Source organism: Tabrizicola sp. (assembly GCF_031377265.1).
In the GTDB taxonomy this organism is placed as follows: Bacteria; Pseudomonadota; Alphaproteobacteria; order Rhodobacterales; family Rhodobacteraceae; genus JAUYQR01.
Map to the genome: position 1 here is coordinate 1 of NZ_JANMET010000373.1, position 25,982 is coordinate 25,982.

At 61.4% G+C, this 25,982-nt stretch carries 23 protein-coding genes and 3 pseudogenes; 13 read left to right on the top strand and 13 right to left on the bottom strand.

Annotated features, from left to right (window positions below; genetic code table 11):
* The 6 genes and pseudogenes from RMO18_RS19715 to RMO18_RS19740 form a co-directional block, all read left to right on the top strand.
* Positions 1-294 (top strand): LamB/YcsF family protein (locus tag RMO18_RS19715; protein ID WP_309668225.1); only part of this gene is annotated, 294 nt, incomplete at its 5' end.
* The gene (locus tag RMO18_RS19720) at positions 291-1,007 is read left to right on the top strand and encodes an allophanate hydrolase subunit 1 (RefSeq protein ID WP_309668226.1); all 717 of its coding nucleotides are present in this window, start codon (positions 291-293) and stop codon (positions 1,005-1,007) included. The genes RMO18_RS19715 and RMO18_RS19720, both read left to right, overlap by 4 nt.
* Positions 1,004-1,972 carry a biotin-dependent carboxyltransferase family protein gene (locus RMO18_RS19725; RefSeq protein WP_309668227.1) on the top strand — a complete coding sequence of 323 codons (969 nt, stop codon included), beginning with the start codon at positions 1,004-1,006 and terminating at the stop codon, positions 1,970-1,972. Before RMO18_RS19720 ends, RMO18_RS19725 begins: the two co-directional genes overlap by 4 nt.
* A gap of 500 nt (positions 1,973-2,472) precedes the next feature.
* On the top strand, positions 2,473-2,595 hold the full coding sequence (locus RMO18_RS19730) for a hypothetical protein (protein WP_309668228.1): 123 nt from the start codon (positions 2,473-2,475) through the stop codon (positions 2,593-2,595).
* Positions 2,596-3,210: 615 nt separating this feature from the next.
* Positions 3,211-3,333: pseudogene (locus tag RMO18_RS19735) on the top strand (IS481 family transposase); the annotation flags it as partial.
* 181 nt (positions 3,334-3,514) lie between these two features.
* On the top strand, positions 3,515-3,973 hold the full coding sequence (locus RMO18_RS19740) for a thioesterase family protein (RefSeq protein ID WP_309668229.1): 459 nt from the start codon (positions 3,515-3,517) through the stop codon (positions 3,971-3,973).
* Here RMO18_RS19740 and RMO18_RS19745 read toward each other — a convergent pair.
* From RMO18_RS19745 to RMO18_RS19770, 6 genes are all read right to left on the bottom strand, one after another.
* Positions 3,958-4,758 (bottom strand): ABC transporter ATP-binding protein, encoded by an 801-nt coding sequence (locus RMO18_RS19745; protein WP_309668230.1) that lies wholly within the window; start codon positions 4,756-4,758, stop codon positions 3,958-3,960. The two genes, RMO18_RS19740 and RMO18_RS19745, sit on opposite strands and share 16 nt — an antisense overlap.
* On the bottom strand, positions 4,751-5,620 hold the full coding sequence (locus RMO18_RS19750) for an ABC transporter ATP-binding protein (RefSeq protein ID WP_309668231.1): 870 nt from the start codon (positions 5,618-5,620) through the stop codon (positions 4,751-4,753). Before RMO18_RS19750 ends, RMO18_RS19745 begins: the two co-directional genes overlap by 8 nt.
* A complete protein-coding gene (locus tag RMO18_RS19755) occupies positions 5,617-6,450 on the bottom strand; it encodes an ABC transporter permease (protein ID WP_309668232.1) in 834 nt (277 codons plus the stop codon). Before RMO18_RS19755 ends, RMO18_RS19750 begins: the two co-directional genes overlap by 4 nt.
* Before the next feature lie 10 nt (positions 6,451-6,460).
* A complete protein-coding gene (locus RMO18_RS19760) occupies positions 6,461-7,471 on the bottom strand; it encodes an ABC transporter permease (protein WP_309668233.1) in 1,011 nt (336 codons plus the stop codon).
* A gap of 123 nt (positions 7,472-7,594) precedes the next feature.
* Entirely contained in the window at positions 7,595-9,118 is a 1,524-nt protein-coding gene (locus RMO18_RS19765) for an ABC transporter substrate-binding protein (protein ID WP_309668234.1), read from the bottom strand.
* 35 nt (positions 9,119-9,153) lie between these two features.
* Complete coding sequence (locus tag RMO18_RS19770) at positions 9,154-10,722, bottom strand: NAD(P)/FAD-dependent oxidoreductase (RefSeq protein WP_309668235.1); 1,569 nt, start codon at positions 10,720-10,722, stop codon at positions 9,154-9,156.
* Positions 10,723-10,864: 142 nt separating this feature from the next.
* Between RMO18_RS19770 and RMO18_RS19775 the strand changes: the two genes are divergently transcribed.
* From RMO18_RS19775 to RMO18_RS21165, 7 genes and pseudogenes are all read left to right on the top strand, one after another.
* Positions 10,865-11,656 carry a cyclase family protein gene (locus RMO18_RS19775; protein ID WP_309668236.1) on the top strand — a complete coding sequence of 264 codons (792 nt, stop codon included), beginning with the start codon at positions 10,865-10,867 and terminating at the stop codon, positions 11,654-11,656.
* A gap of 5 nt (positions 11,657-11,661) precedes the next feature.
* Positions 11,662-13,227: an NAD(P)/FAD-dependent oxidoreductase gene (locus RMO18_RS19780; RefSeq protein WP_309668237.1), complete on the top strand. Its 1,566-nt coding sequence runs from the start codon at positions 11,662-11,664 to the stop codon at positions 13,225-13,227.
* A complete protein-coding gene (locus RMO18_RS19785) occupies positions 13,224-13,712 on the top strand; it encodes a MarR family transcriptional regulator (RefSeq protein WP_309668238.1) in 489 nt (162 codons plus the stop codon). Before RMO18_RS19780 ends, RMO18_RS19785 begins: the two co-directional genes overlap by 4 nt.
* A 1-nt stretch (position 13,713) precedes the next feature.
* Positions 13,714-15,861: an indolepyruvate ferredoxin oxidoreductase subunit alpha gene (locus RMO18_RS19790; protein ID WP_309668239.1), complete on the top strand. Its 2,148-nt coding sequence runs from the start codon at positions 13,714-13,716 to the stop codon at positions 15,859-15,861.
* A complete protein-coding gene (locus RMO18_RS19795) occupies positions 15,858-17,435 on the top strand; it encodes an indolepyruvate oxidoreductase subunit beta family protein (RefSeq protein WP_309668240.1) in 1,578 nt (525 codons plus the stop codon). The genes RMO18_RS19790 and RMO18_RS19795 overlap by 4 nt, the downstream gene beginning before the upstream one ends.
* Positions 17,436-17,794: 359 nt before the next feature.
* A pseudogene (locus RMO18_RS19800) lies at positions 17,795-18,474 on the top strand (transposase).
* Between the two features lie 145 nt (positions 18,475-18,619).
* Positions 18,620-19,605, top strand: a pseudogene (locus RMO18_RS21165) (IS110 family transposase); the annotation flags it as partial.
* Positions 19,606-19,861: 256 nt separating this feature from the next.
* Here the strand turns inward: RMO18_RS21165 and RMO18_RS19810 are convergent.
* The 7 genes from RMO18_RS19810 to tauA form a co-directional block, all read right to left on the bottom strand.
* Complete coding sequence (locus RMO18_RS19810; RefSeq protein ID WP_309668242.1) at positions 19,862-20,788, bottom strand: alpha/beta hydrolase; 927 nt, start codon at positions 20,786-20,788, stop codon at positions 19,862-19,864.
* A 77-nt stretch (positions 20,789-20,865) separates the two neighbouring features.
* Positions 20,866-21,102 carry a hypothetical protein gene (locus tag RMO18_RS19815; protein ID WP_309668243.1) on the bottom strand — a complete coding sequence of 79 codons (237 nt, stop codon included), beginning with the start codon at positions 21,100-21,102 and terminating at the stop codon, positions 20,866-20,868.
* On the bottom strand, positions 21,084-21,902 hold the full coding sequence (locus RMO18_RS19820) for a putative sulfate exporter family transporter (protein ID WP_309668244.1): 819 nt from the start codon (positions 21,900-21,902) through the stop codon (positions 21,084-21,086). Before RMO18_RS19820 ends, RMO18_RS19815 begins: the two co-directional genes overlap by 19 nt.
* 4 nt (positions 21,903-21,906) lie before the next feature.
* Positions 21,907-23,199: a histidinol dehydrogenase gene (hisD, locus tag RMO18_RS19825; RefSeq protein ID WP_309668245.1), complete on the bottom strand. Its 1,293-nt coding sequence runs from the start codon at positions 23,197-23,199 to the stop codon at positions 21,907-21,909.
* A gap of 16 nt (positions 23,200-23,215) precedes the next feature.
* The gene (locus tag RMO18_RS19830) at positions 23,216-24,085 is read right to left on the bottom strand and encodes an ABC transporter permease subunit (protein WP_309668246.1); all 870 of its coding nucleotides are present in this window, start codon (positions 24,083-24,085) and stop codon (positions 23,216-23,218) included.
* Positions 24,082-24,870: an ATP-binding cassette domain-containing protein gene (locus RMO18_RS19835; RefSeq protein ID WP_309668247.1), complete on the bottom strand. Its 789-nt coding sequence runs from the start codon at positions 24,868-24,870 to the stop codon at positions 24,082-24,084. The genes RMO18_RS19830 and RMO18_RS19835 overlap by 4 nt, the downstream gene beginning before the upstream one ends.
* 67 nt (positions 24,871-24,937) lie before the next feature.
* Complete coding sequence (tauA, locus tag RMO18_RS19840) at positions 24,938-25,927, bottom strand: taurine ABC transporter substrate-binding protein (protein WP_309668248.1); 990 nt, start codon at positions 25,925-25,927, stop codon at positions 24,938-24,940.
* Between the last annotated feature and the right edge of the window lie 55 nt (positions 25,928-25,982).

Here is a 25,982-nt window from a genome sequence, read left to right on the forward strand (position 1 = left end):
GAAGGTCTGCGCGTCGCGGCCGAGGTCTTTGCCGACCGCAGTTACCGCCCCGACGGCACCTTGGTCGCGCGTGGCGAACCTGACGCGGTACTGCATGATGCGGGCCAAGTGACCGCGCGCGCCCTGCGGATGCTGGAACACCGCGCCATAACAGCAGTAGACGGCACGCGCCTGCGGATGCACATCGACAGTGTCTGCCTGCACGGCGATACGCGTGGTGCAGTGGCACTTGCCAAAGCTCTTCGGTCAGGGCTGGTCGCCGAGGGTTGGCGCATAGCGCCTTTCGCCCCATGACCCCCCGCTTCCTTGATGCCGGAGAAACCGCGCTGGTCGTCGAGTTTGGCCAGATCATTGATCCGCAGATCACTGCGCGGGTGCTGACGCTGGATGCTGCCTTGGCTGCGAGAGCCCCGGTTGGGCTGTTGGAACAAGTTCCGACGTACCGCTCCTTGATGCTGCACTACGACCCGCTGATCCTGTCCCGTGCCAGTCTGGTGCTGGCGGTGACGGGCTGCCTGACCGATGCCGCGCCAAAGCCCGTCTCACGCAGGCTGTGGACCTTGCCGGCCTGCTATGACCCCGAGTTTGCCGTAGACATCGGTCACGTCGCGGCCACAACTGGCCTGCCTGCTGAACAGGTGATCGAAACGCATTCCAAGGCGCGGTTTGTTGTCACCATGTACGGTTTTGCCCCGGGCTGGGCCTATCTGGGAGGTTTGCCTGCCGCGCTCACTTTGCCGCGCCGTGCAGCGCCGCGCGCCCGTACTCCAGCAGGCAGTCTGATTATCGCCGGTGGGCAAGCAATTGTCGCGACAATGCCGATGCCGTCCGGTTGGCATATCCTGGGGCGCACCCCCGAACGGCTGTTCCGCGCCGACCGTGATCCAGCGTTTCTGCTGGCGGTTGGGGATGAGTTGACCTTCGAAGCGGTCGACCGCGCCACGTTTGATGCCCTTGCCCGCCGCGCCGACGCGGGCGAGACCGTCGGCACGTCGGTGCCGCTGTGAGCGCGCTTGTCATCTTGCGGGCGGGGGTCGGTTGCACGGTGCAAGATGCCGGGCGTCACGGCTGGCTGCGCTATGGCGTGACGCCGGCTGGCCCGATGGATTGGATCGCCCACGCCACCGCCAACCTTATCTGCGGCAATCCGACGGATGTCGCCGCCATCGAGATTGGGCCGGGTGGGCTTGAAGTGACTGCCAAGGGTGGCCCGCTGCGGCTTGGGCTTTCGGCCCAAGGGTTTGACGTAAAGCGCGGTGGCAGTGCGTTGCCAACACGCTTGGCCCTGACTTTGCATCACGGCGAAACACTTTCCGTACTGCCTGGACACGATGGGTTATGGGCCTATTTGACGCTAGCCGGTGGCATCGACGCACCCCCCGTGATGGGCAGCCTTGCAACACATCTGAGATCGGGCATCGGGCCGTTTGGCGGACAGGCCCTTACTGCCGGATTGGAGATCGAAGCGGCCAAAGACGCCGTGACTGATGCGCCGGACATTGCCCTGATTGATGTGCCAACCATCCCTTCGGATCGGATCCGTTTTGTGCCCGGCCCGCAAGACGACTACTTTTCATCAGATACATTTGCCAGCTTCTGCGCCGCGACTTACCGGGTCAGCCCGCACAGCGACCGGATGGGCTATCGGCTGACCGGGCCGCAGTTGAAGCATGCACGAGGGCACGATATCGTTTCGGATGGTATCGCATTGGGGGCAATCCAGATACCGGGCGACGGGCAGCCGATCGTGTTGATGGCCGACCGACAGCCAACTGGCGGCTATCCCAAGATCGGCACCGTCATTCATGCCGATCTGCCGCGTCTGGCGCAGACCCGGCCGGGACAGACCGTCCGCTTTGAAGCGGTTTCAGTCGACGTGGCGGTCGAGGCGTTGCGGGGCGCAATCCCCACCGCTCAATCATGGCAATCCAGGCTGCGCCGGATACGGGTGCATGTCGGCGGGACGGGCTAGCTCATCAGTCCTTGCATCAGTTGGATCGGATTTCGGATGGGTCGTTCTGGCTCTGACTTCCGGGGCTTACAGATGTGTTCGTTCGGGGTGAGGCCGCCAGGGTCTTTTGCCTACACGCGAAAGGTGTGGGTGAGGAGGGGGACAGCCGCAATCCGGTGGAACGTTAGCCCCGACGCAACAGAAAGTCCGCGAGGTGGCTGCGCATCTGGGCTTGGTCAGGCGGTGCTCGATGCGGTTGTCGGCCAATATGGTGTGGATCCGGTAGGGCACGGCTTCGACTACGTGTTGCCGGGTCGTTCCTGCCACTTCGCCACCGTCTTCGGGTTGCTTCCAAATTCCGGGCTGAGTTGCGAGAGCCAAGCCCGCGTTCGCTGTAGTGCTGCTCCGACAGCGGGCGTGGTTGCGGCGCGCCCGTGAGACCTTGTTCCATTGTGCTGCCTTCCATTCCGTCGAAAGGACCGCGCCGGTAAATCTTGGGATCAAACCACCAGGCTGTCCCAATGCCACAAACTACGGCCACGACTGTCCGCATCAGCAGCGCATTCAGCGATTTCGTGGCGTCGAACGTCGGCGAAAACGGCGACTATTTGTCCATCAGCGAATATGTCCACGACCTGATCTAGCGCGACAAGGAACGGGCCGAGCACGATTCTGTCGATCGTTTGAAAGCCGAGTTGAACCGGGTCTTTGCGGCACCGGAGTCGCGCTACAAGCCGCTAACCGCCTCCGACGTGATAGCCCGGAATCGGGTTTGACCGGAGGCCGCGCGCGCTCGGTGAGCTGCGTCCCGTCAGCTTGATGAGATCTGCGGCTACACCCGTGATCGATGGGGTGCCGAACAGGCTGATCGTTACATCACAAACCTGTTCACTGCATTCGACCGTATCGACAGCCACGGTATCGCCTCACGGCCGATCCCGGCGTCGATGGATTCTACTTCCGACTCGAACATCATTTCGTCTGATGGCGAAGGTCTTCTGATGGCAACACTGGCACCGTGACGGTCTTGCATGAGCGCATGCACCAGACAGATCGTTTCCGCGATGACCTTTGCGGCTGATCTGCGCGACTTGGTATCGCAAGTTGAGAGGGTCGCGGTGCCGGCAACCATCTCAAGTCGCTGTTTCGAGCGGCTGCTTAGGTTGCAGGGCTCGGGCAACTGCGTGCGCATCGGGGCGACGTTCTCTTGCGTCGGGGCCAACAGTCCACTGGACTGTCGGTTTTCCCTCATAACCTCCAGCTTTGCTCGCAAACTGAAGACCCTCAGGGGCCTCACGCCTTACAAATACATCTGTACGGTCTCGACTTCAGCGCCAGACAAATTCATCGTCAGTCCGATCCACCAGAAGCCGGGACGAAACGCCCAAGAAGGCGGGGTGAGGACAGCGGTTGGTATCGACAAGCGTTTGTTCGGCAATCTCGTGGGCGACAGCAATAAACGAGAAGGATTGCTGCCGTCAATTTCGGTTTTTGGGTGTTACCGAGACCCTTGACCTTGCGGCAGATCCGCCAAGGCTTGGGCAAGCGAAAGGGGAGGAATGGATGACCGTTTGCTTCACGGCCGACAGGATGCTGCGTTTCGGCGATTGCGACATTTCCGGCACGGCCTATTTCCCCGCCTACCTGAACATCCTGAACGGGGTGGTTGAGGAATTCTGGGCCCATTTGGGATGGCCATGGCATGAGATCATCTGGAAGGAACGCTGGGGGACGCCGACGGTGCATCTGTCCTGCGACTTCTCAAAGCCCTCCTTTTTCGGCGACAAGCTGACCTTCAGGCTGGCAGTGACGAAGGTCGGTAAGTCCTCGGTCGGGCTGAATCACACGATCCACTGCGGCGACGAGCATCGCTGGTCGGTGGAGCAGGTGCTGGCGGCAAGCTGGTTGGACAGCCACACCTCGATGCGCTGGCCCGAAGACGTGAAGGCCAAGCTGGAAAGCCTGATGGCACCAGAAGTGCAAGAGCGGCGGCCTGTCGGCGGCCCTCAGTCCCAGACCTGAGCTGGATCGGGAAGCGGGATCGCCTCAAGCAGTTCGCGGGTGTAGGCAGCCTGCGGATTGGCGAAAAGTTCGGCGGTGGCGCGGTCTTCGACGATCCTGCCTTGATGCAGCACGATGGTGCGCTGGCAAAGGCGGCGGATCACCGACAGATCATGGCTGATGAAGGCCAGCGTCAGACCAAGATCAGCCACCAGCCGTTCCAGCAGGTTCAACACTTGTGCCTGTGACGAGACATCAAGCCCCGATACGATTTCATCTGCCAGAATAAAGTTAGGCTCCAGCGCGATGGCGCGGGCGATGCCGACGCGTTGGCGCTGGCCACCGGACAGCTCATGCGGGTAGCGAGTGGCAAAATGCTGTGGCAAGCCGACATGATCCAGCGCGCGGGAAATGCGTTTGGGGATGGCGTCCATCCGGTGCAGGCGCAAGGGTTCGGCGATGATGGTGCCGACCCGGTGTCGCGGGTTCAGCGAGGACATCGGGTCCTGAAAGATCATCTGGATCCGCCGCCGCATCGGGCGCAGGGCTGGTTCAGAGAGGTGGGTGATGTCGGTCCCGTCAAAGCGGATGGTCCCAGCCGAGGGTTCCAGCAACCGCACCAGCGCGCGCCCCAGCGTGGACTTGCCCGAGCCGGAGCCGCCGACAATCCCCACCACCGCGCCTTTGGGGATGGTAAAGGACAGGCCCTTTAGGATCTCGATCCGCGGGGCAGGGCCAAAGAGCGGCTTTGCCGTCATGTCGGCCAGCGTCAGATGCAGATCAGCGACGGTGTAAAGATCAGCCATGCGCGGCCGCCTTGTCAAAGGCCGCTACCTCGGCCCGGACGGCATCGATCACGGCGTCGGGCACCGGGTGCAGGCCGGCGTCGGGATCAGTGTATTTCGGTGTCGCGGCCAGCAGCGCGGCGGAATAGGGGTGACGGGGGCCGGCGAAGAAATCAGCCACCGTGCTGTCTTCTACCACCAGCCCGGAATAGAGAACCGACAGATTCTGGCAGACCTTCGAGACCACGCCAAGATCATGCGTGACGAACAGAAGCGCCGTGCCATGGCGGGCCTGCATCCCGGCAATCAGGCGCAGGATCTGCTTTTGCACTGTCACATCCAGGGCGGTGGTCGGTTCATCCGCCACGATCAACTTGGGTTCGGCGGCAAAGGCCGATGCGATCAGGATGCGCTGGCGCATGCCGCCTGACAGCTCATGCGGATAGGACCGCAGCACCCGCACAGGATCGACGATCTGCACCTCCGCTAGAAGGTCAAGGGCGCGGGCCTCGGCAGCGGTGCGGGTCCAGCCAAGGATATCGACCAGCCGGTCGGTGATCTGCGGCCCGATCCGGTGGCTGGGGTTGAGCGCCGTCAGCGGGTCTTGCGGGATCAGCGCGCAACTGGCCCCGATCCGACGGCGGCTTTCCTTGGGCGGCAGACGCAGAAGGTCGGTCCCGTCCAGCAGGATCTCTCCCTCGGTGATCTGGACCGAGGGCGGCAGGATGCCCAGCACCGCCTTGCCGATCATCGACTTGCCGGCCCCGCTTTCGCCGACCAGCCCGCGCACTTCGCCCGCAGCCACCTCCAGCGACACGCGGCGCAAGAGGGGCGGCCCGTTCTTCAATCGGACCGACAGTTTGCGAATGGACAAAAAGCTCATCTCAGCACCGGATCAAAGCGGTCCTTCAGCCCTTCGCCGAGTTGGCTGAAGGCAAGGACGGTCAGGAACAGCGCGATCAGCGGAAAGACCAGCACCCACCAGGCCTGATGTATGGATGTGCGGCCTTCCGAGATCATTCCGCCCCACGTGGGATCGTCGGTGGAAATCGACAGGTTCACGAAACTCAGGATCGCCTCGACGATCACGGCGATGCCCATTTCCAGCGTCAGAAGCACAACGATTGTCGGAAGGACGTTGGGCAGAATTTCCCGCACCATCGTGCCAACCCGCCCACGCCCCGCCACCCGGGCCGAGGCGACGTAGTCCATCGCGCCCTGCGCCATGGCTTCGGCCCGCACCACGCGGGCAAAACGAGTCCAGTCGATCACCACAATAGCGATGATGATCGAGGTAAGGCTGGGGCCAATCACTGCGATGAGGAGGATGGAAAAGAGAACGGGAGGGAAGGCCATCCAGATGTCGATCAGGCGTGAGATCACTACATCCACCCAGCCCCGCAGGAAACCCGCCAAAACGCCCAGCGTCGCCCCGATCAGGCAGGTGATGCTTCCCGCCAGCAGTGCAACCAGCAGTGCCACCCGCGCCCCGTGCAGGATGCGCGAGAGCACATCGCGACCAAGGCTGTCGGTGCCGAGCCAGTAGCCCGGCTCTGCCCCCGCCACCCAGAAAGGCGGCAGGCGGGCCAGAAACAGATCCTGTGCGAGGGGATCGTGCGGCGCAATCCATGGCGCTAGCAACGCCACAAGGAAAAGCACCCCAAGCCAGAGCGCGGACAGCCACAGCCGCGATCCGGCGCGGCGACGGATCACGGACCGTCCGTCAAGCATTGCGCAGCCTCGGGTTCAGGACCGCATACAACAGATCGACGATCAGGTTCACAGCGGTGAAAATCACCGCAAACAGGATAACAATGCCCTGGATCAGCGGCAGGTCGCGGTTGATCACCGCGTCGATTGCCATGTTGCCCAGCCCTTCATAGGAAAACAGCCGCTCAATGATCACAGTGCCGCCGATCAGGAAGGTGAACTGCACCCCAACCAGCGTCAAAGTGGGTAGGACAGCGTTGCGCAGCGCTTCATGCAGGATCACATGCGTCTCGCTATAGCCCTTAGTGCGCGCAAGGGTGACGTAATCAAGGTTCATGGTTTCCTTCAGGCTTTGCTTCAGCAGCTGGCCGATGATCGCGGCCAGCGGGATGCCAAGCGCCAAGGCTGGCATGAACATATGCGCCACCAGATCGGCCCAAAGATCGAAACGCAGGCGAAAGAGGCTTTCGAACAGGTAGAAATTGGTTGTGAAGGGCAGTTCCAAGGACGGGGTCACCCGGCCCGAGATGTGGAAGATCGGCAGCAGCACCCCGAATATCAGCATCAGGACTAACCCCCAAAGAAAATCCGGTACTGACAGCGCCATCCCATTGGCCACGTCGATCGCCCCTTCGGTCCGCGTGCCGCGCCCGCGCGTGCCCATCAGGGCGGCGGTTCCGCCCATGATCACGGCCATCACCAGAGCCATGATCGACAGTTCCAGCGTGGCCGGCAGCCGTCCCAGCACCAAATCCAGCACTGGCTGGCGCGTGGTGATCGAGGTGCCGAAATCCCCCTGCACAACCCCGGAAAGCCAGATCCAGAACTGGCTGACCAACGGCTTGTCCAGCCCGTAAAACGCTGAAAGCCGGGCGATATCGTCTTCGGTCGCACCTGGGGGCAGCATCATGGCAATTGGATTGCCGGGCACGACCCGGATCACGAAGAACACGATCAGCGCCACACCTGCCAAAGTAATGGCGGTGGTCAGCAGTCGCAGAAAGATAATGCGAAGAATTGCCATAGGTCCCTATTCCGCCGCGCGCCATGGCCCGCGTGCAGGGGCGTTTGCCGCCCGATTTAACTTGTCCAAGAATATCCTGCGGCCGACGGGTGTGCCCCGCCGGCCATTTGCAAACCCGACGTGTCAGGCCCGCTTCATCAGATGCGGCAGAAGCGAACCTGACGCATGCGGCGTCACCACCACACCCGGTGCGTGCAGAATCGGCTGGACATATTGCAAGAGCGGGATCACCAGCGCGTTTTCGGCGATGTACCGGTCTACCGCCTTCCAGCCTTCGATCCGCTTCGCCTCATCCTTCTCTCCCCACAAAGGACCGATCATGCCGATCAGATCCTCGCCATCCCAGACCGAATGTGGCGAGGGACCGAACATCGCAAAGCCGGTCGAGGTGGTCGGATCGCCCACCGAATTGCCCCAGTTGTAGAAGGCGGCCGGCGCAAGCTGGTCGGCGGCGCGCAGTTCGTAATGCTTGGCGATTTCGTAGACTTCGATTTCCGCCTCGATCCCGACCTTGCGCCACAGACCGACGATGGCCTGCACCATTTCGTAATCCTTGGGCTTAAAGCCCTTGGTGGTCTGGATCTTGAACTTCACCGGATTATCGGGGCCGTAACCGCTGGCCGCCAGAAGTTCGATCGCCTTGGCCTCGTCATAAGCTACGGTGATGCTGGCGTCATAGGCGTCGTATTCGGGAGTTTGCAGCGTGTCGATCTTGACGCCATACCCCGACAAGAGCCGGTCGATGATCGCCTGCTTGTCAATGGCATGGGCAGCGGCCTTGCGGACGTTGGGGTCGGTCATCACCTCGATGTCGTTGAGGAAAATCATCCCGATGTCCGAGATGGGTGCAGCAACGCCGATCAGCGCCCCGCCACTGAGACGGTCGTATTCCTCATAGGGCATTTCAAGAGTGACGTGCGAGTTACCGGATTCCACCTCGGCCACACGGGCAGCAGCATCGGGGACGAACTTGATCGTCACAGTGTCGAAATCAGGCTTGCCACCCCAGTAATTCGCATTGGCCTTCAGCCGGACAAAGGCATTCCTTTCGAACTTTTCGACCATGTAGGGGCCGGTGCCGATAGGGGCGGCCTCAAACCCTTCGGCGCCGACCTTTTCGTAATAGGTCTTGGGCAGGACGTAGCCGGTGAGGAAGTACATCCATTTGAAGATCGTCGGATCGAATTGCGTCACATCGGCGATGACCTTGTTGCCTTCGACACGGTGATTGGCCAGCGTGCCCCAGACGAACTGGATGGGGCTACCTGTTTCCGGGTTCGCGACCCGGGCAAGATTCCAGGCCACATCTTCAGCGGTGAATGGCGACCCGTCATGCCAGGTCACACCCTCACGCACGGTCATCCAGATCTGGGTGCGGTCGTCGTTCCAGCCCCATTCGGTCAGAAGGCCGGGGGCAGGGGTCAGGTCGGGTTGTTGCAGGATGTACTGGTCAAAGACCGACTGGTACAGGCCCTGGATCGTCGGGTTGACCGCGCTTGGGCCGACGGTCGGGTCCCATGAGGGCAGGTTGACGTTATAGGCGATCACCAGTTCGTCGATGGCTTGCGCAAAGCTGGGCAAGCCGATGGTGCCGGCCGCCATGCTGGCGGCGGAAAGCTTCAGAAGGCTGCGGCGGTCAAGGTTCATGGTCATTTTCCCTGTTGATGGTTCTTGGTCTTGATTCAGTTTCCGGCAAGTTTCCGGGCAAGCAGAAATCCCGGTCCTGCCCCGGTGCCACCGCCGGGCCAGACGGCGGCCCCGGTCAGGTGCAGATTGGCGATGGGCGTGCTGCCGTCGGCATGGCCACGGGCGGGACGGAAGAGGAAGTGCTGCGACAAGTGGTGGCTACCGCAGACCTGATCACCGCCAACCAGATTGGGGTTGTCGGCCTCAAGCTCTGTCGGTGCCACGATCCGGCGGGCAAGGATCTTGGCCTTGGTACCCGGAGCATGGGCTTCCAGGATCGCTAGCGCGCGTTCGGCGAAGGGCACAGCGGCACCGGCCCAATCGGTTGCTGCGATCTGGCCCTTGGCGTCGCCCGCGATGGTTCCGGGGGCCATGCGGACCTGCACCCAAAGCACGTGCTTCCCTTCGGGCGCGCGGCTGGTGTCAAAGACAGTGGGCTGGCCCACGACCAGTATCGGTTCATCAGGCAATAGACCGGCCACCGCCTGCTGGTAGGTGCGGGCCATCTGGTCAAGGCTGGGCGCGATATGAACATAGGCATGGCGTTGCAGCTCAGACCCCGCGCGCCAGTCCGGCAGAGCATCCATTGCAAGGTGGATCATCATCGTGCCGGGGGCGTGGCGAAAGCTGGTCATGCGGTGGTCAAACTCTGGCGTCATACCACCGGTCAGGCGCGGCAGGGCGCTTGGCGCCACTCCTGCAATCACCGCGCGACGTGCAGTGATCCGGCGACCATCGGCCAGTTCCACCCCGGTAGCTCGGCCACCATCCTGGACGATCCGGGCGACGGTGGCCCCGGTTTCCACCGCCCCGCCCCGCGCTTGGATGGCAGCGACCAGCGCCCGTGTCACCGTGTCGGACCCGCCTTGCCCGATCACCATGCCAAAGGCTTGCCCCGCCATCCCTTCCAGATAGGGAAACATCGCGCCGCCCGCGACATCGGGGGCAAAATCCAGATGCATCCCCCAGGCGCCCAGCATGGCGCGGATGTGGGGATGGGAAAAGGTCTCCTCCAGCCAAGCACGCGGTGAGGACAGCAGGAACCGCCCCATATCGAACGTGCCGCCTACGCCCTTGGCCCGCAGCGTCTTGAACAAGAAAGATGCAAGGGCACGGAGTTTCATCTCTGACCCAAGAAGTCCGAACAGATGCGGCGCTTCGGCCCCAAAGCCAGCGGTCAACGTTTCCCAGGTCGCCGCGTCCTTGGGGGAAAGCGCGCCGATTGCAGCCAGTGTTTCGCCCTTGTCGGTGGACACACCGACCCAACTGCCATCGGGAAAGGACGATGCAAAGGACCGGCTCACCGGCACGAAGGCGCAGCCATGGCGGGTCAGTTCTGCGCCGTATGCCTTGCAAAACGGACTTCCGGCGAACAGTGACAGGTTCATTGCTGCCCAGTCATGGCGAAAGCCGGGCAGGGTGTATTCCCCGGTCTTGATCGCACCACCCGCCACAGTCGCCTGTTCGAAAACCGCCACGCGCCAGCCTTTCGCCGCAAGGTGCAGCGCGGCGGCCAGCGTGTTGTGGCCCGCTCCGATCAGGACTGCGTCGAAATCCGTTGCCATGTCTTCTTTGGCCTGTTCCTTGACAGATTGTCGCAGTGATATTTGCAAATGCATTTAAATCTGTCTAGTGTGATTGGAGGGCCGTCTGATCAACCGGCTCGAGGATCAGTGCCGGGATGGTCCGGCCAACAGGGAGAAGAAGATGACCTCTGCAAGTGTTCTGAGTTCATTGGCGGGCATGCTCGCATCGGGCGGGATCGAAGTGGTGGATTGCTCGGGAGTCCTTGGGCCTGAAACGCCGCTTTTGAAGCTGCCGCCGGATTTCGCCAAGGACACCCCCCCGATCAAGATCCACCGGATCAGCGAATATGATGAAAACGGCCCGTTCTGGGCGTGGAACTGGCTGGAACTGGGCGAACACAGCGGTACCCACTTTGACGCGCCACACCACTGGATCACTGGCAAAGACTATGCCGATGGCTTCACTGACACACTGGATGTGCAGCGTCTGGTGGCACCGGTCAACGTGCTCGACTTCAGCGCCGAATGCGCGGTGAACCCCGATTTCCTGCTGACCATCCACCATGTCAAGGCATGGGAAGCCAAACACGGCGCGATCAACGCGGGAGAATGGGTCGTGCTGCGGTCGGACTGGGACAGCCGCGCCCATGACGAGGGGCTGTTCTTAAATGCCGACGAGGCTGGACCGCATACTCCGGGGCCGACTGCCGAGGTGATTCAGTATCTGCTGGACAAGGGCGTTGTCGGCTGGGGCAGTCAGTGCATTGGCACCGATGCTGGGCAGGCAGGCGGCATGACGCCACCCTTTCCGGCACATAACCTTCTGCACAAGAACAACTGCTTTGGGCTGGCCTCGCTTGCCAACCTATCGAAGCTGCCGGCCAAGGGGGCGATCCTGATTGCCGCACCTCTGAAGATCAAGCAGGGGACAGGCTCGCCCATCCGGGCGCTGGCGCTGGTGCCGAAGGGCTAAGGCATATGCGGCCTGATCACGTCATCATCGGCAGTGGGATCAACGCGCTGGTCGCCGGGGCGCTTTTGGCGCTTAAGGGCGACCGCGTGCTTCTTTTGGAGCGCGAGGTGGTTGCGGGTGGTTGCCTGCGGACCGAAGAGATCACACTGCCGAACTTCCACCATGACGTGATGGCCGCAACCTGGGTCTTGTTCATGACCTCACCGGCAGGAGCAGCACTTGGCCCCCACCTTGCGCGGCACGGGTTCAGCTATTGCCACACGTCGCACCCGACCGCCGTTGTGCGACCGAATGGCGAAGCGCTGGTGCTGACAACCGACCGAGCAACAAACATCGCGGCCCTCAATGCGCTGGCGGCGGGCGATGGTGACGCCCATGCCCGCGATGTTGGCGGGGTTGAGGCTGACGCATCGTTCCTGTTCGCGCTGTTGGGTGGGTCGCTTTGGTCATGGCCTACGGTGAAACTGCTTTTGGCGCAGGCGCGAAAGCGTGGCTTGCGCGGGCTTGCGGCATGGTTTGGTGCCGCGCTCACCCCCGCACGGGGGTGGCTGGAGACAGGCTATACAAGTCCGCTGGTGCAGGCGCTTTACGCCCCTTGGGTGCTGCACGCCGGCTTGACCCCGGAAAGCACCTATTCCGGCCAGATGGGCAAGGTCATCGCCTTCGCTTTGGAGGCGGCAGGCGCGCCGATCGTCAAGGGCGGGTCGGGCCGGGCGGTTACGGCGTTTCGCGCGTTGATCGAGGAAAAGGGCGGAGAAATCCGCTGTGGGGCGGATGTTGACCGCATCCTTGTGACCGATCGCCGGGTCCGGGGCGTGGTATTGGCCAATGGGGAAGAGATCGCCTGCGGGTCGGTCCTCGCCTCGGTCGCGCCCGGGCAGTTGCAGGGCCGCCTACTGCGCGAGGTGAACCTGCCGGAAGACCAGGCGGCGGCGAAGGCTTTCCGGCATGGGCGGGGGAATTTCCAGCTGCATTACGCGCTGGACCGGTCTCCCGTGTGGCTGGCGCAAGGGCTGGAAGATGTGGCGCTGATCCATCTGACGGACGGGATCGACTCTGTCTCAAAATCCTCCAATGAGGCCGAGCGCGGCATGCTCCCCGCGACGCCGACGATCTGCGTCGGCCAGCCTCACCGGCTTGACCCGTCGCGCTGCCCAGAGGGCAAGGCGGTCTTGTGGCTGCAGATCCCTGACGCGCCCCGCGTGGTCCGGGGTGATGCGGCAGGGCAGATTGCCACCGATGGCAGCTGGTCCGAACCCACCCGTGAGGCTTTTGCCGACCGGATTGAAGGCATCCTCAAACGGCATATCAAGGATTTCGACAGCATCAGGCTTGCGCGGCGGGCCTATTCCCCCGCTGATCTGGAAGCTATCAACATCAACCTTGTCGGCGGCGATCCCTATGGGGGCTCTTGCAGCATTGAGCAGTTTTTCATCTTCCGCCCCTATGCCCACTCCACCAATGGTACCGGTCTTTTGCGCGGGTTGATCCATATGGGCGCATCAACCCATCCTGGCCCCGGCCTAGGCGGCGGGTCGGGCTTTCTGGCGGCGAAGAGGCTGGGGGCATGATGGATAAGTTGCCCTCCGACCAGCCGCCCGGAACCGTGCCTAAACTTGGCGAGATCGGGCTGACCAATTTCGCGCCCTATCTGATGAACCGGATCATGGGGCGGTACAATGCCAGCCTGCGGGATGAGATGGCGGGTCTGGGCCTGACCACGCCGAAGATGCGCGCACTCGCCGTGTTATCGGTGATAGAGGGGCCGCTGATCCGGGAACTCGCGGTTTTTTCGGTGGTAGAACAGTCCACCCTGTCACGCGCACTAGACCAGTTGGCAATTGAAGGGTTGATACGGCGCGAGGCCGATGCCGCAGACAGTCGAGCCACCCGGGTCTACATCACCGAAGCCGGGCGCGCGTCGTTTGAAACCCTGTGGCCCCATATGTCCGAAGCGCATTCCCGCATGTTCCGCGGTGTTTCCGCCGATGAGCGGCGCGCATTTGTCGGCACCTTGCAGAAAATGCTGTCCAACATCCGCAAGCACGAGATCTGACATGGCTGAACGGTCCTTCAAAGCGGAAGTGGAACACCTGCGGCTTGGCGAAGGCCAAACCTTCACCGGCGAAGGTATCCTTGCGATCACCAAGGCGCTTTTGGAAAACGGGGTCGGTTATGTCGGTGGCTATCAGGGCGCCCCGATTTCGCATCTGATGGACGTACTTGCCGATGCCGAGGAATTGCTGGGCGAGCTTGGCATCCGGTTCGAGGCCAACGCGAACGAGGCGGCGGCGGCGGCGATGCTTGCGGCAAGCGTCCATTACCCGATCCGTGGGGCAGTGACGTTCAAAGGGTCGGTCGGGGTCAATGTCGCTTCGGACGCCTTGGCGAACCTGGCCTCGTCTGGGGTAAGGGGTGGAGCGCTGATCATTGTGGGCGAGGATTACGGCGAAGGTTCCAGCATCATGCAGGAACGCAGCCATGCCTTTGCGATGAAGTCGCAGTTCTGGCTTCTTGACCCGCGTCCCAATCTACCCTGCATCAGCAAAGCGGTACAGGACGGGTTCGAGCTGTCAGAGGCGTCGAATACGCCGGTGATGCTGATGGTGCGGATTCGGTCCTGTCATGTGACGGGGTCGTTCCCTACCCGTGACAACCGGCGGCCGACATTGACCGTTCGCCAGGCCCTGTCGAACCCGCAGTCGGACTTCGCCCGCGTCGTGCTGCCGCCGATGTCCTACATGCACGAACAGGACAAGATAAAGAACCGTTGGCCCGCCGCCGAAAAATTCATCCGCGAACGGGGGTTGAACGAAGTCTTCGGGCCGAAGGATGCTCCGGTTGGGTTGGTGTTGCAGGGTGGCATGTACAACGGCATCATCCGGGCGCTGCAGCGGCTGGGACTGGCCGATCTTCATGGCAACACTGAAGTGCCCCTGTATGTGCTGAACGTCACCTATCCGCTGGTGTCGGCCGAGTTCCTTGAGTTCTGCAAGGGCAAGGACCAGATCCTCGTCATCGAGGAAGGCCAGCCAGAGTTCATTGAACAGCAGCTGACGACGTTCCTCTATCGCGCGGGTTCCTCGGTCAAGCTGCGCGGCAAAGGTATCCTGCCGATGGCGGGGGAATACACCGGTCAGGTCATGCTGGATGGGCTGGCGGCGTTTCTGAAAGAAGCCGCCCCCGGCATGTTGCCTGCCATCGTGCGCGCCCCGAACGAGGACCGCGCGCAGATCCCCGACTTGTCCAAAACTGTCCCCATCCGCCCGCCAGGCTTCTGCACCGGCTGCCCGGAACGGCCAATCTTCGCAGCGATGAAGCTGGTCCAGCAGGAAACCGGCAAGCTGCACATCAGCGCCGATATCGGCTGCCACCTGTTTGCCGCTCTGCCCCCGTTCGAGATTGGCGGGGCAACCATGGGCTATGGCCTTGGACCTGCCGCCAACGGCGCCTTCGACGGTGGTGGTGAAAGGCGACCGGTGTCAATTATTGGGGACGGCGGGTTCTGGCATAACGGGCTTTCGTCCAGTTTCACGAACATGGCCTTCAACAAGTCCGACGGCGTGGCGGTGATCGTCGACAACTACTATTCCGCCGCGACGGGTGGGCAGGACATCATGTCTTCCCGCGCCGACAACCCGACCAAGGCAACCAAGCATCCGATCACTAAGGCGCTGAAAGGCATCGGCATCGACTGGGTGCGTCAGGTTGATAACACCTATGACGTGGGCCGGATGCGCGACGTGCTGCGAGAGGCGCTGACAACCGATGCACCGGGGCCGAAGGTCATTGTCGCCTCGTCAGAATGCATGCTGAACCGCCAGCGCAGGGAAAAACCGCTGGCTCAGAAGGCGATCAAAGAAGGTCGCCGGGTCGAGGCGCCGCGCTTTGGCGTGGATGAGGATGTCTGCACCGGCGATCACGCGTGCATCCGTCTGTCGGGTTGCCCGTCGCTGTCGGTAAAGAAATTGGACGATCCTTTGCGCGACGATCCGGTGGCCAGCATCGACCAAAGCTGCGTCGGCTGCGGCAACTGCGGCGAGGTGGCAGATGCCGCGGTGCTGTGCCCGTCCTTCTACCGCGCCGACGTGGTGCATAACCCCTCGCGGTATGAAGCCCGCATTGCCCGCTTTCGCGCGCGCGTGATCGGCTGGCTGCAGTCCCGGCGAGCCGCGCGCCGACTGAACTTTGAGGGTTCGGCATGAGCTCGCAGGAAGCAATGCCCGATACGCTTGCGGGTCTTTTGCCACGCAAAACCGCCGATCCGCGCCTGTCGGGGATCATCAAGCTGGCGATCTTGGCTGTCGGTGGGCAGGGCGGTGGGGTGCTGACGGCTTGGATCGAGGAGGTAGCGCGATCAAACGGCTATGCGGCGCAGGCCACATCGGTTGCGGGCGTGTCGCAGCGGACCGGGGCCACGGTCTATTACGTCGAGATAGCGCCGCACCGCCCTGGCGACCCGACGCCAGTCTTTTCGTTGATGCCCGGACCGGGCGACGTGGACATAATGATCGCCGCTGAGATGATGGAGGCTGGCCGATCAATCATCCGCGGCTTCGTGACCCCGGACCGCACCACGCTGATCGCGTCCACCCACCGCGCGCTGGCCGTGTCGGAAAAGATGGTGCCGGGCGATGGCATCGCCTCAAGCGATGAAGTGATGGCGGCCGCCGAAATCGCCGCACGGCGGTTCATCGCTGCGGATTTCGAAGCGTTGGCGATTGCCAATGGTTCGGTGATCTCGGCCTCTCTGTTCGGGGCGCTGGCTGGATCGGGCGTGCTGCCCTTCCCGCGCGAGGCGTTCGAGGCCGCCATTCGCGCTGGGGGCAAGGGAATTGAAGGCTCACTTCGTGCCTTTGGCGCGGCGTTCGACGCGACTGTAAACCCGCCCGGTAAAGCCACTACCCCGACGGATCCGCCCCGGCCAGCGTACGGCGTTTCGGGTCCGGCCCGACTGGTTGCCGAATGGGACAGGCTTGCCGCGCGGGTTGCCGCGATGCCCGCTACGGTCGCGGAACTTGCTCTTCTCGGGCTGAGCAAGGTCGTGGATTTTCAGGACCTGCGCTATGGCGCGGCCTATCTGGATCATCTGGCAAAGGTCATGGCCAAAGATGATGCCACGCGGGACTGGACCCTGTCGCGTGAGGCGGCAAAGTATATCGCCAACGCTATGGCCTATGACGACATCATCCGTGTGGCCGATCTGAAAACCCGTGGCCGCCGCTTTGACCGCATCCGCAAGGAAATGCGGCTGAAAGAGGCGAACCTTCTGCATCTGACCGAATTCTTCCATCCCCGCGCCGAAGAGATCGTGGGTATGTTCCCGGCCAAATTGGGCGCGCGGCTGGAGGCAGATCCTGAATGGATGGCTCGGCTGGACCGCTGGTTCAACAAGGGTCGGCGTCTGCGCACCGACAGCCTGCCCGCCTTCCTGACCCTGCATCTGATCGGCGGTCTGCGGGGCTGGCGGTTGCGCACCCTGCGCCATGCGCAGGAGCAGGCGCATCTGGAGCGCTGGCTGGAGCGGGCCTTGACGCATGTGGGCGGGAACTACGATCTTGCTGTGGAGCTGATCCGCTGCCGCCGCCTGATCAAGGGTTATTCGGACACCCACAAGCGTGGGTATTCCAAGTTCGACCGGGTGCTGGAGGCCACTGCCGCTGTCGCCGGGCGTTCGGATGCCGCCGACTGGTGCCGCCGGCTGCGCGAAGCCGCATTGCAGGATGAGGAAGGCAAAGCGCTTGACGGGGCGATCGAGACGATCCGCAGTTTCGCCTGACCGGATTGCCCGATGCAGTGTCGCCCGTCGCAGTGCTCCGCTGAAAACAAAAATGGGGGCATTGCTGCCCACCCTGTCGTTCAACCTTCCGGCGTGGATGGCAGCGTTCCAGTAGATCAACGCCCCTGCGCGAGGGGAGGTCAAGTTAGCCTGCACTCGGGAACGGGCCAAGTGCAGTCGATCTTCTCTTCCACTTTGCAGTCAAGGGCGGTGTGGGGCCTTGCAACAACTTCGCCCCGGTGAAGGCGACTCCCCCTAAGCCGCAGTATAGAGGTCAGACCCCCAGACCCCGCCGAAGGCAGGTACAGTATGGTCAGAGGGACGTGTCTTAAATCGGTTTGGCCACTTGCTCAGCTGTTGTGGATAAAAAACTCAAGCCCTTCCGGTCCTTTCGCACCTGCCACGAGGTCATCCCTCCGGCCGTGATGATGTGCGCCCGTTCTCTGCTTCCGCCTTGCAGTGTGGAAGACTTTCCGCACGAGCGCGGAATCGACAGCAGCGACGAGACCGTAAGGTTCGCGTGGCACAGGTTTGGACCGCTGTTTGGTTCTGAGATCCGCAATCAGCGCGTCGAAGCGATGCAATCAAGCTGTTGTTGCTGTCACTTGGATGAAGTCCTCGTGAGGATCAACGGCGAGCGGCACTATCTTTGGCGGGTCCTCAAGCATGATGGCGAAGTGCTTGAAAGCTCTTTGACGAAGACGCGCGACAAGAAAGCGCGTTGAAGCCGTTGAAGAGAACGCGGAAGCGGCTCGGTTGCGACGAGGAAACAGTAACGAACCGTCTTAGCTGGTACGGTGCTGCGCTGAAAGACCTCATTGCCCGCGATCCTCAGGAAACTGGCCGCCGGGCCAACAATCACGCCGAGAACTCGCATCAGCCAAATCGAAGACGGGAGCGTGCGATGCTCCGTTTTCGCAGGATGCGGGTGTTGCAGAAATCTGTCGCGGCCCACATCCACTTCAAGTCAGAGTGCAGTCTTTTAGGGAGGGACAATTTCAAAGCCACCCGTACCGTTGCTCTCACCGGGTTGCACTAGGTCTGCGCTGTCTGAAAGGCTGTACAGCATCAAAAACTGAGACGAGTTCGTATATGTCTGATGCTGTGGACGCCTCCCTCCCGACGGCATCACCACGTGCACTGTTGGTGCTGTCGCAACCGTAAGGAGGGAAGGAGCCGCCGACATGGAGAATGCAACACTCGGGATCGATCTGACAAAGTCTGTGTTTCAGCTTCACCGTGTTGACGCCGATTGTATGGTTGTCTTGCAAAAGAAGTTACGAAGGGGTGCCGTCCTTGATTTTCTTTGCAAGCTGGCGCCTTGCCTGATCGGGATGGAAGCCTGCACTACGTCGCCGCATTGGGCGTGATGGATTGCAGCACTTGACCATGATATCAGGCTGATCCTACCGGCCCGTGTGAAGCCCTGCATCAAACGGCCGAAGAACGACGCGGCCGATGCAGAGATGATCTGCGAGACGGTGGCCCGACCGAACTTGTGCTTTGTCCCCAAGAAGACCGCTAAGCGGCAGAATGTTCTGGTCCTGCGCCGGTGCTGCGATCTGCTGATATGCCAGTGCAGGATGATGCTCAATGCGATCCGGGTGCATCTGTCCGAGTTCGGGAACATCGCAGCCCAACGCCCCAGCAAGGTTGTCGATCTTGTCGGTGACCTTTGGCGTGGCGAAACCTTGGAGGTTCGGAAGTGCGGGAGCGTTGCGCTAATGGTGCGTGCGGCGCCGCTTGACGGCCGCGCGACAGCAATCCGGGACATCGAGCGCCAGCTTCTGGTCTGGCATCGACAGAATGCAGCCAGCCAGTGTCTCGCGACAATCCCGGACGTTGGCGTGATCACCGCCACTGCGCTTGCCGCCAATATCCCGGTTCCGTCTACCTTGAAGTCGGGTCGACAGTCGCGGCTTTCCTCGGCCTTGTGCTGCGACAAAACTCGTCCGGCGGCAAGGACCGCCTCGGCCACATCTTGAGGATGGGAAACGGCCACCTGAGACGCTTGCTGGTTGTCGGCGCCACTTCGGTGACAAGGCGCGCCGGAACGACCGACACCAGAACAGATGCATGGGAAGAGTCGTTTTTTGACCGAAGACCGCCCCGGCCTGCCACTGCGGTCATCGCCAACAACGCCGTGCACCGCCCGGGCACCTCATGGAGAACGACAAGAGCGAGAAGGACGCGCAGGCAACCTGAACGATCGAGAAGACAGCTGCGCACCACATCACCGCGAAACGATTGTAGGAGCAGATGTGAGTGATGAAGATCAAACGGGACCGCTGGCGTGACACCCCGAGGTGCTGTCAAGGCTTAGCAATGCGCTCGTCTTATCGGGACCCGATACGAAGGCTGCATTAGGGCCAGCGGCCACAAGCCCTGCACCAACAGGCTTAACCCATAACCGCACCCTGCAGTGATCAGAAGCAGCTTAGTCCAATCCTTGCACAATCGAAACCATCGACACCTGACCCTACCGCCAATTGCAATCGGATTGAGGTTGTCTTTGGCCTGCTGACTGGATGACGCTGCCGGGACAACCAGCTCGGATATGTTCCCATGGCCGGCAATGGAACGCGGAGGCAACCAGCTATTCCTTTAGGAAATCGGCCAGCAGCGCATCGAAGATATGCGGTCTTTCCAGATGAACATTGTGCGCGGCTTGCGGAACGACTGCCAGATACGCCCCCGGGAATGCTGCGCCACAACGTTTCGGGTTGCGACCAGTCATAGGAACGGTCGTGGCTGCCCCAGATCACCAGCATCGGGCTCTGGATGGCCTTCAGCGCGGCGCGGCCATCCCAGCCTTGCCAGGCAAGCAGGCTGGACAGTGCGGTTTGCAGGCTGACCTGCAGACCCAGTGCGTGGCACAAGCCAAAGGCCGCAGCCTGTTCGCCGTGGAGAAACCACGTTGCAGCGATACGCCGTGCCGTTGCGGCAATGCCGTCGCGCAGCAAGCCGGACCTCGATTGCGCAATAGTTTCAAAGCGGCCTGGCATCGCCCCTTGCGGGCCGGTGCCATACAGCACCAGCTTTCGGATGCGACCGGGGGCCAGCCGGACCATCTCTTGCGCTACCATTCCACCCATCGAATGGCCCAAAAGGTCAAATTCGCGCACCGACATGCGATCCAGAAGTGCAAGCACATCATGGGCATGGGCCCCAATACTGTCTGGCGCAGTCAGTGCCGCGCTGTCACCAAACCCGGCCAGATCGGGACAGATCACGTCGCGCGATGGTGAAAATCGCGCGATCTGGCCGGTCCACATCGCGCTGCCGCCAAGATAGCCGTGGACCAAGACCAAGGGCGCACCCGTTCCCATGCGCTTGCAGGACAAACTCGGCATTCCAATCCTTTCCGTTCGCGATCAACTGGGGTCGAGGCATAAGCAGTCGTGCCACCGATCGGTGCCAGAAGTTCCCTCTACAGCAGAAAGACATGCGCAAAAACGATCGCCTGGCCAAGCAGGAACAGCGTATCAACCGTGATCAAGGCAAGCCCCTTCACCCCTGGAGCAAACAGTTTTTCAAGCGAGGTCTTGACCCCCAGTGCCGAAATCGCAATCACCAGAAAGAAGCGGGACGTGTCGTTGACGAATGTCAGCAGCAATTCCGGCAATGGCACCGCATTCCGCACCACCATCAGGATGATGAAAGCCACGGCAAGCCTGCAGTGGTGCCAGCTTCCTTGCGAAACACCAGCGCTACGGTCAACAGAACGACGGGCAACAAAGCCACGCGAAGCAGTTTTGTGAATGTGGCGATATCGCCTGCGGCATCGCTGACCGAATATCCTGCCCCCACGACCTGCGCGACATCGTGGATCGTGGCCCCGATCATGTAACCGCTTTCCACATCCGTCAGACCGAGAGAGCGAAACAGCATCGGATAAACGATCATCGCCACGGTCGACGGTGCGGTCACGCCAACGACGGTCAGCAGGATGTCTTCCTCGTTGAGATATTTCCGCGGCAGAACGGCGGCAATGGCCATGGCGGCGGACGCCCCGCAAATTGCGACCGACCCACCCGTCAACAGCCCAAACGCCGTGCTTCGGCCACTGAGGCGTGCAAAGATCACTCCGCCAAGCAGTGTCATCGCCAACATGGCCATGACGCCGATGATCGGGGTGGCGCCAAGTTGCGAGACATCGGCAAAAGTCAGCCGCAGCCCCACAAGTGCCACACCATAGCGCAGCAAAGTTCGAGAACAAAACGAGATACCCTCGGCTGTCTGCGGGCCATCGTTCATGAAGTTGAAGGCCATGCCGATCAGCAAGGCAAACAGCATGGCTGGCGCACCGTAGTGTTCGGCAAGAAAGCTGGAGGCCAGTGCAATCGTGGTGGCCAGAACGATGCCGCCGCGATGCAGGAGCATCCAGTTTCGTGCGCGCGGCAACAGCGGGCCGCGCGGCATCTGCCCCATTGGCGTGCCCGCGTCGTCTTGCGTGATCGGTGTCATCGGATCAGGTCAGATCGAAGACATCGTTCGGAAAGTACTTCGCCAGTCGGATATCGGCCGAGCGGGCATGGCCCTCCATCCCTTCCAGCCGCGAGATCCGGGCCGTAGCCTCGGCCAGCGGGCGGGAACCTTCGCGCGTGGCACGCTGCCAAGTCACGGTTTTCATGAACTTGTGCACCGACAGCCCACCAGTATAGCGCGCCGCGCCCGACGTCGGCAGAACGTGGTTTGGGCCCGACGTCTTGTCACCAAAGGCAACGGTGGTTTCTTCGCCCAGGAACAGCGATCCGTACGACTGCAGGCGGTGCAGCCACCAATCAAGGTCTTCGGCCTGAATGTGCAGATGTTCGGGGGCGAAACTGTCGGCAACCACGGCCATTTCCTCGGCGTTGTCGCAAAGAATGACTTCGGCGAAATCGGCCCATGCCAATTCGGCGTTGTGGCGGTTCAAGTTCGGCAGCGCGGCGATCAACCGTGGCACAATGGCCATTACCCGTTCGGCAAGGCTGCGGTCCGAAGTCACCAGCCACACCGGCGAGTTGTAGCCATGCTCGGCCTGTCCGACCAGATCGACGGCAACCATTTCGGCATCGGCCTTGCTATCGGCCACCACCATGCTGTCGGTCGGGCCGGCAAACATATCAATACCGACCTGACCAAACAGAATGCGCTTCGCCTCAGCCACATATTGATTGCCGGGACCGACCAGAATGTCGGCCTTCGGCAACCCGAACAGGCCGTTGGCCATGGCAGCCACGCCCTGCACACCGCCCATCGACAAGATCGAGTCAGCGCCGCACAAGTCCATCGCGTAAATGATGGCCGCAGGAATGCCGATCCCCGGACGGGGCGGCGAGCAGGCGGCTATATGCGGCACGCCGGCCACTTTCGCGGTGGTGATGGTCATGATTGCGCTGGCCACATGGCTATAGCGCCCGCCCGGAACATAGCACCCGGCGGCAAAGACCGGGATCTGTTTTTGTCCGGCCATCACGCCGGGCAAGATCTCGATCACGCAATCGCTGACTGAGGCGCGCTGGGCTTCGGCAAAGCGGCGCACGTTGTTATGGGCAAACTGGATGTCAGCCTTCAACCTATCCGGCACCAGCGCCGCCGCCGCCACTCGATCAACCGGCGAGACGATGATCTCGCCGGCCCATTTATCAAGATCACGGGCAAACTGTCGCGCCACTGCTTCGCCACCAGTAGCAATCTCGGCCAGCATTTTCGAGACGATTTCATGTGCGTCTGGTTGGTCCGTTTCGGCGGTCCGAACGGCTTTCTTCAAGTAAATCATGGTCTTGTCTTTCCGATTACATTCTGCCCTTCCAGGGCACGACGCGGCGTTCGACAAAGCGCATCAGCAAATCGAACGCGAAGGCGATGATGGCGATCACGAAAATTCCCATGATCACGACGGGGGTTTGCAGGAACTGGCTGGCCGACAGCACCATGTAGCCAAGTCCCTTGGTCGAGGCGACCATTTCGGCGGCAACCAGTGTGGTCCAGCCAAAGCCGATGCCAATGCGCATGGCGGTCAGGATTTCCGGCATGGCCGAGGGCATGATTACGTACCGCATGACCTGCCATCGGGTGGCACCAAAGGAGTAGGCGGCGTGGATCTGCTCGATTGCGGCCGATTTGACGCCAGAACGCGCGCCCAGAACGACGGGGGCAAAGACTGAAAGGAAGATCAGCAGAATTTTCGATGTCTCGCCGATGCCGAACCAGATGATCATCAGCGGCAGATACGCCAGCGGCGGTATCGGGCGATAAAACTCGATCGGCGGGTCGAAGATGCCACGCATCACCGGGCTCATCCCCATGGCCAGGCCAAGCGGCAGCCCAATCACGCAGGCCAGAATGAACGCGCCGAATACGCGTACAGTTGAAATCCAGACATGTTCCAGAAACGGGGTATTGGTGAAGCCTTCGTTCCAGATCGTGATGAATTTGGTGACGATGGCCATTGGAGGTGGAACGAACAGCGGCTTGACCCACCCCATGAAGGTGACAAGCCACCACACGAACAAGAAAAAGCCAATCGAGCAAGCGGACAGCCAGAACGTGCTGCCTTGCCCCGGAACGCCGTAGATTTCCCCTGGTTTGGTCGGGCGTGCGCGGGCCAACCTGGCAAGCAGAGTATCGGGCTTGACTGTGTGCGGCTCACTTTGCTCGATCATGCTACGGCCTCCTCGTCTGCAAAAATGATTTTGAGCACGTCTTCGCGCAACTGGATGAACTCGGGCGACGCCTTGACTGTTCGCGCTGGAGCGCCCTCTAGGAACTGGCGTGAGAAGGGCAGATCAAACAGATGGGTAATCCGGCCGGGGCGCGGCGACATGACCACCAGTTTGGTGCCCATGAACAGCGCTTCTTCAACGCTATGTGTAATGAAGAACACCGACTTTTGGGTGCTATTCCAAATGTTGAGGATCAGTTCCTGCGCCTTCTCGCGTGTCAACGCGTCAAGCGCACCCAGGGGTTCATCCATCAACAAGACGCGTGGGTCGCAGGTGAGCGCCCGTGCTATTCCGACGCGCTGCTGCATACCGCCTGAAAGCTTGTAGACAGGCGCGTCTTGAAAGCTGTCCAAACCCAACATGCCGATGAATTTGTTGGCGATTTCAAGCCGCTTTTCCTTCGCAAGCCCCTGAATTTTCAAACCGAAGGCGACGTTTTCCAGTACACTGAGCCAAGGTAGCAGGGCGTGTTTCTGAAACACCACCGCGCGGTCAGCTCCCGGGCCAGATACCTGTCTGCCGTCCAGTATCAGCTTGCCAGAAGTGGGGGAAAGAAAGCCCGCGATCAGATTTAGCAGGGTAGACTTGCCACAACCCGAAGCCCCTAAGGCAACCACGAATTCCTGATCTTCAATTGTCAGATTGACGCGGCTCAGGGCCTCGACGGGAGGGCGGCGATCTGCGGCCGGATAGACGACGGATACGTCACTTATGCTCAATCCCAATTGGCGTGCTCCTACATGCAATAAGGGCTCTGCCCGAGCCTGAGCGTTCGGGCAGAGGTTGCTTGGATCACTTCATTGCTGCTTCTGCATAGGACGTGGTGACAAAGGCCGAATAATCATCCAGCGAGGTGTCGATCCGGCCAGCGGTTTTCAGGAAATCCGCGGTGCCTTTCATGGTCATTGCCGCGCCGCCAAGCCATGTATCAGACACCTGGGTTGCCAATGGCAGGAAGGTGAATCCGACAAGGATTTCCGGAACCTGCACAGGGTCAGCGCCCGTTGCCGTTGCGATAGCGACAACTTCTGGGCTGTCGGCGGTCCAGGCGGCCGGGTTGGCGAGGTACGAGGCATTGACCCGCTCAACTTCTTTCAGGAAGGCCGCGACTTCGGTTGCATGTGCCTCGCCGAAGGCTTTGTCGACGACCCAGCCGTCAAACGTCGGGAAGCCCCATTCGGCAGTTTTGTCGGCGCCGATGATCAGTTTGCCGGTCTTCAGGATTTCCGACTGCACCGGTTGCCAGATCCAGGTTGCATCGATCGCACCCTGATCCCAGCCAGCTGCTATTTCGTCGGGCTTCATGCTCATGATCGTCACGTCAGCTTCGGCGATGCCCTCGTGCTGCAGCGCACCCATCAGCGAGAAATGTGCGGTGGAGCCGACCGGAACGCCGATCCGCTTGCCCTTGAGGTCGGCAACGGTTTCGATTCCTGACCCGTTATGGGCAATCAGCGATTCCGCCGAGCCGATCACGTCCGAATAGGCGATCAGTTGCAGCTCAACACCCTGACTTGCAGCAATCGACAACGGCGAAGAGCCAAGTTCGGCCAACACGACGTCGCCCGAAGCCATCGCTGCGATGACGTCGGTGCCCGAGTCGAACTTGCGCCATTCGACTTCCCAGCCGGTGGCTTTTTGAACGGCGTCAGAACTGACCAGCAGCTGCATCGGCGTCGGGTTGCCGAAATGGCCAATGATGATCGTTTCGGCCGAGGCCGTCGCGGAGAGGAGGGCCGAGGCGACAAGCCCGAGGGCGATGCTTTTGAGATTGTATTTCATGGTCTTGCTTTGCTCCTTGTTGCAATATTGTTTTCCGGCATTCAGTTTGCCGTCT

Coding starts and splice junctions, on each gene's coding strand:
- RMO18_RS19765 (WP_309668234.1), bottom strand. CDS start 9,118: ATGAACCTTGACCGCCGCAGCCTTCTGAAGCTTTCCGCCGCCAGCATG.
- RMO18_RS19720 (WP_309668226.1), top strand. CDS start 291: ATGACCCCCCGCTTCCTTGATGCCGGAGAAACCGCGCTGGTCGTCGAG.
- RMO18_RS19740 (WP_309668229.1), top strand. CDS start 3,515: ATGACCGTTTGCTTCACGGCCGACAGGATGCTGCGTTTCGGCGATTGC.
- RMO18_RS19775 (WP_309668236.1), top strand. CDS start 10,865: ATGACCTCTGCAAGTGTTCTGAGTTCATTGGCGGGCATGCTCGCATCG.
- RMO18_RS19790 (WP_309668239.1), top strand. CDS start 13,714: ATGGCTGAACGGTCCTTCAAAGCGGAAGTGGAACACCTGCGGCTTGGC.
- RMO18_RS19810 (WP_309668242.1), bottom strand. CDS start 20,788: ATGCCGAGTTTGTCCTGCAAGCGCATGGGAACGGGTGCGCCCTTGGTC.
- RMO18_RS19820 (WP_309668244.1), bottom strand. CDS start 21,902: ATGACACCGATCACGCAAGACGACGCGGGCACGCCAATGGGGCAGATG.
- RMO18_RS19760 (WP_309668233.1), bottom strand. CDS start 7,471: ATGGCAATTCTTCGCATTATCTTTCTGCGACTGCTGACCACCGCCATT.
- RMO18_RS19830 (WP_309668246.1), bottom strand. CDS start 24,085: ATGATCGAGCAAAGTGAGCCGCACACAGTCAAGCCCGATACTCTGCTT.
- RMO18_RS19745 (WP_309668230.1), bottom strand. CDS start 4,758: ATGGCTGATCTTTACACCGTCGCTGATCTGCATCTGACGCTGGCCGAC.
- RMO18_RS19750 (WP_309668231.1), bottom strand. CDS start 5,620: ATGAGCTTTTTGTCCATTCGCAAACTGTCGGTCCGATTGAAGAACGGG.
- hisD (WP_309668245.1), bottom strand. CDS start 23,199: ATGATTTACTTGAAGAAAGCCGTTCGGACCGCCGAAACGGACCAACCA.
- RMO18_RS19770 (WP_309668235.1), bottom strand. CDS start 10,722: ATGGCAACGGATTTCGACGCAGTCCTGATCGGAGCGGGCCACAACACG.
- RMO18_RS19795 (WP_309668240.1), top strand. CDS start 15,858: ATGAGCTCGCAGGAAGCAATGCCCGATACGCTTGCGGGTCTTTTGCCA.
- tauA (WP_309668248.1), bottom strand. CDS start 25,927: ATGAAATACAATCTCAAAAGCATCGCCCTCGGGCTTGTCGCCTCGGCC.
- RMO18_RS19780 (WP_309668237.1), top strand. CDS start 11,662: ATGCGGCCTGATCACGTCATCATCGGCAGTGGGATCAACGCGCTGGTC.
- RMO18_RS19730 (WP_309668228.1), top strand. CDS start 2,473: ATGCCACAAACTACGGCCACGACTGTCCGCATCAGCAGCGCATTCAGC.
- RMO18_RS19785 (WP_309668238.1), top strand. CDS start 13,224: ATGATGGATAAGTTGCCCTCCGACCAGCCGCCCGGAACCGTGCCTAAA.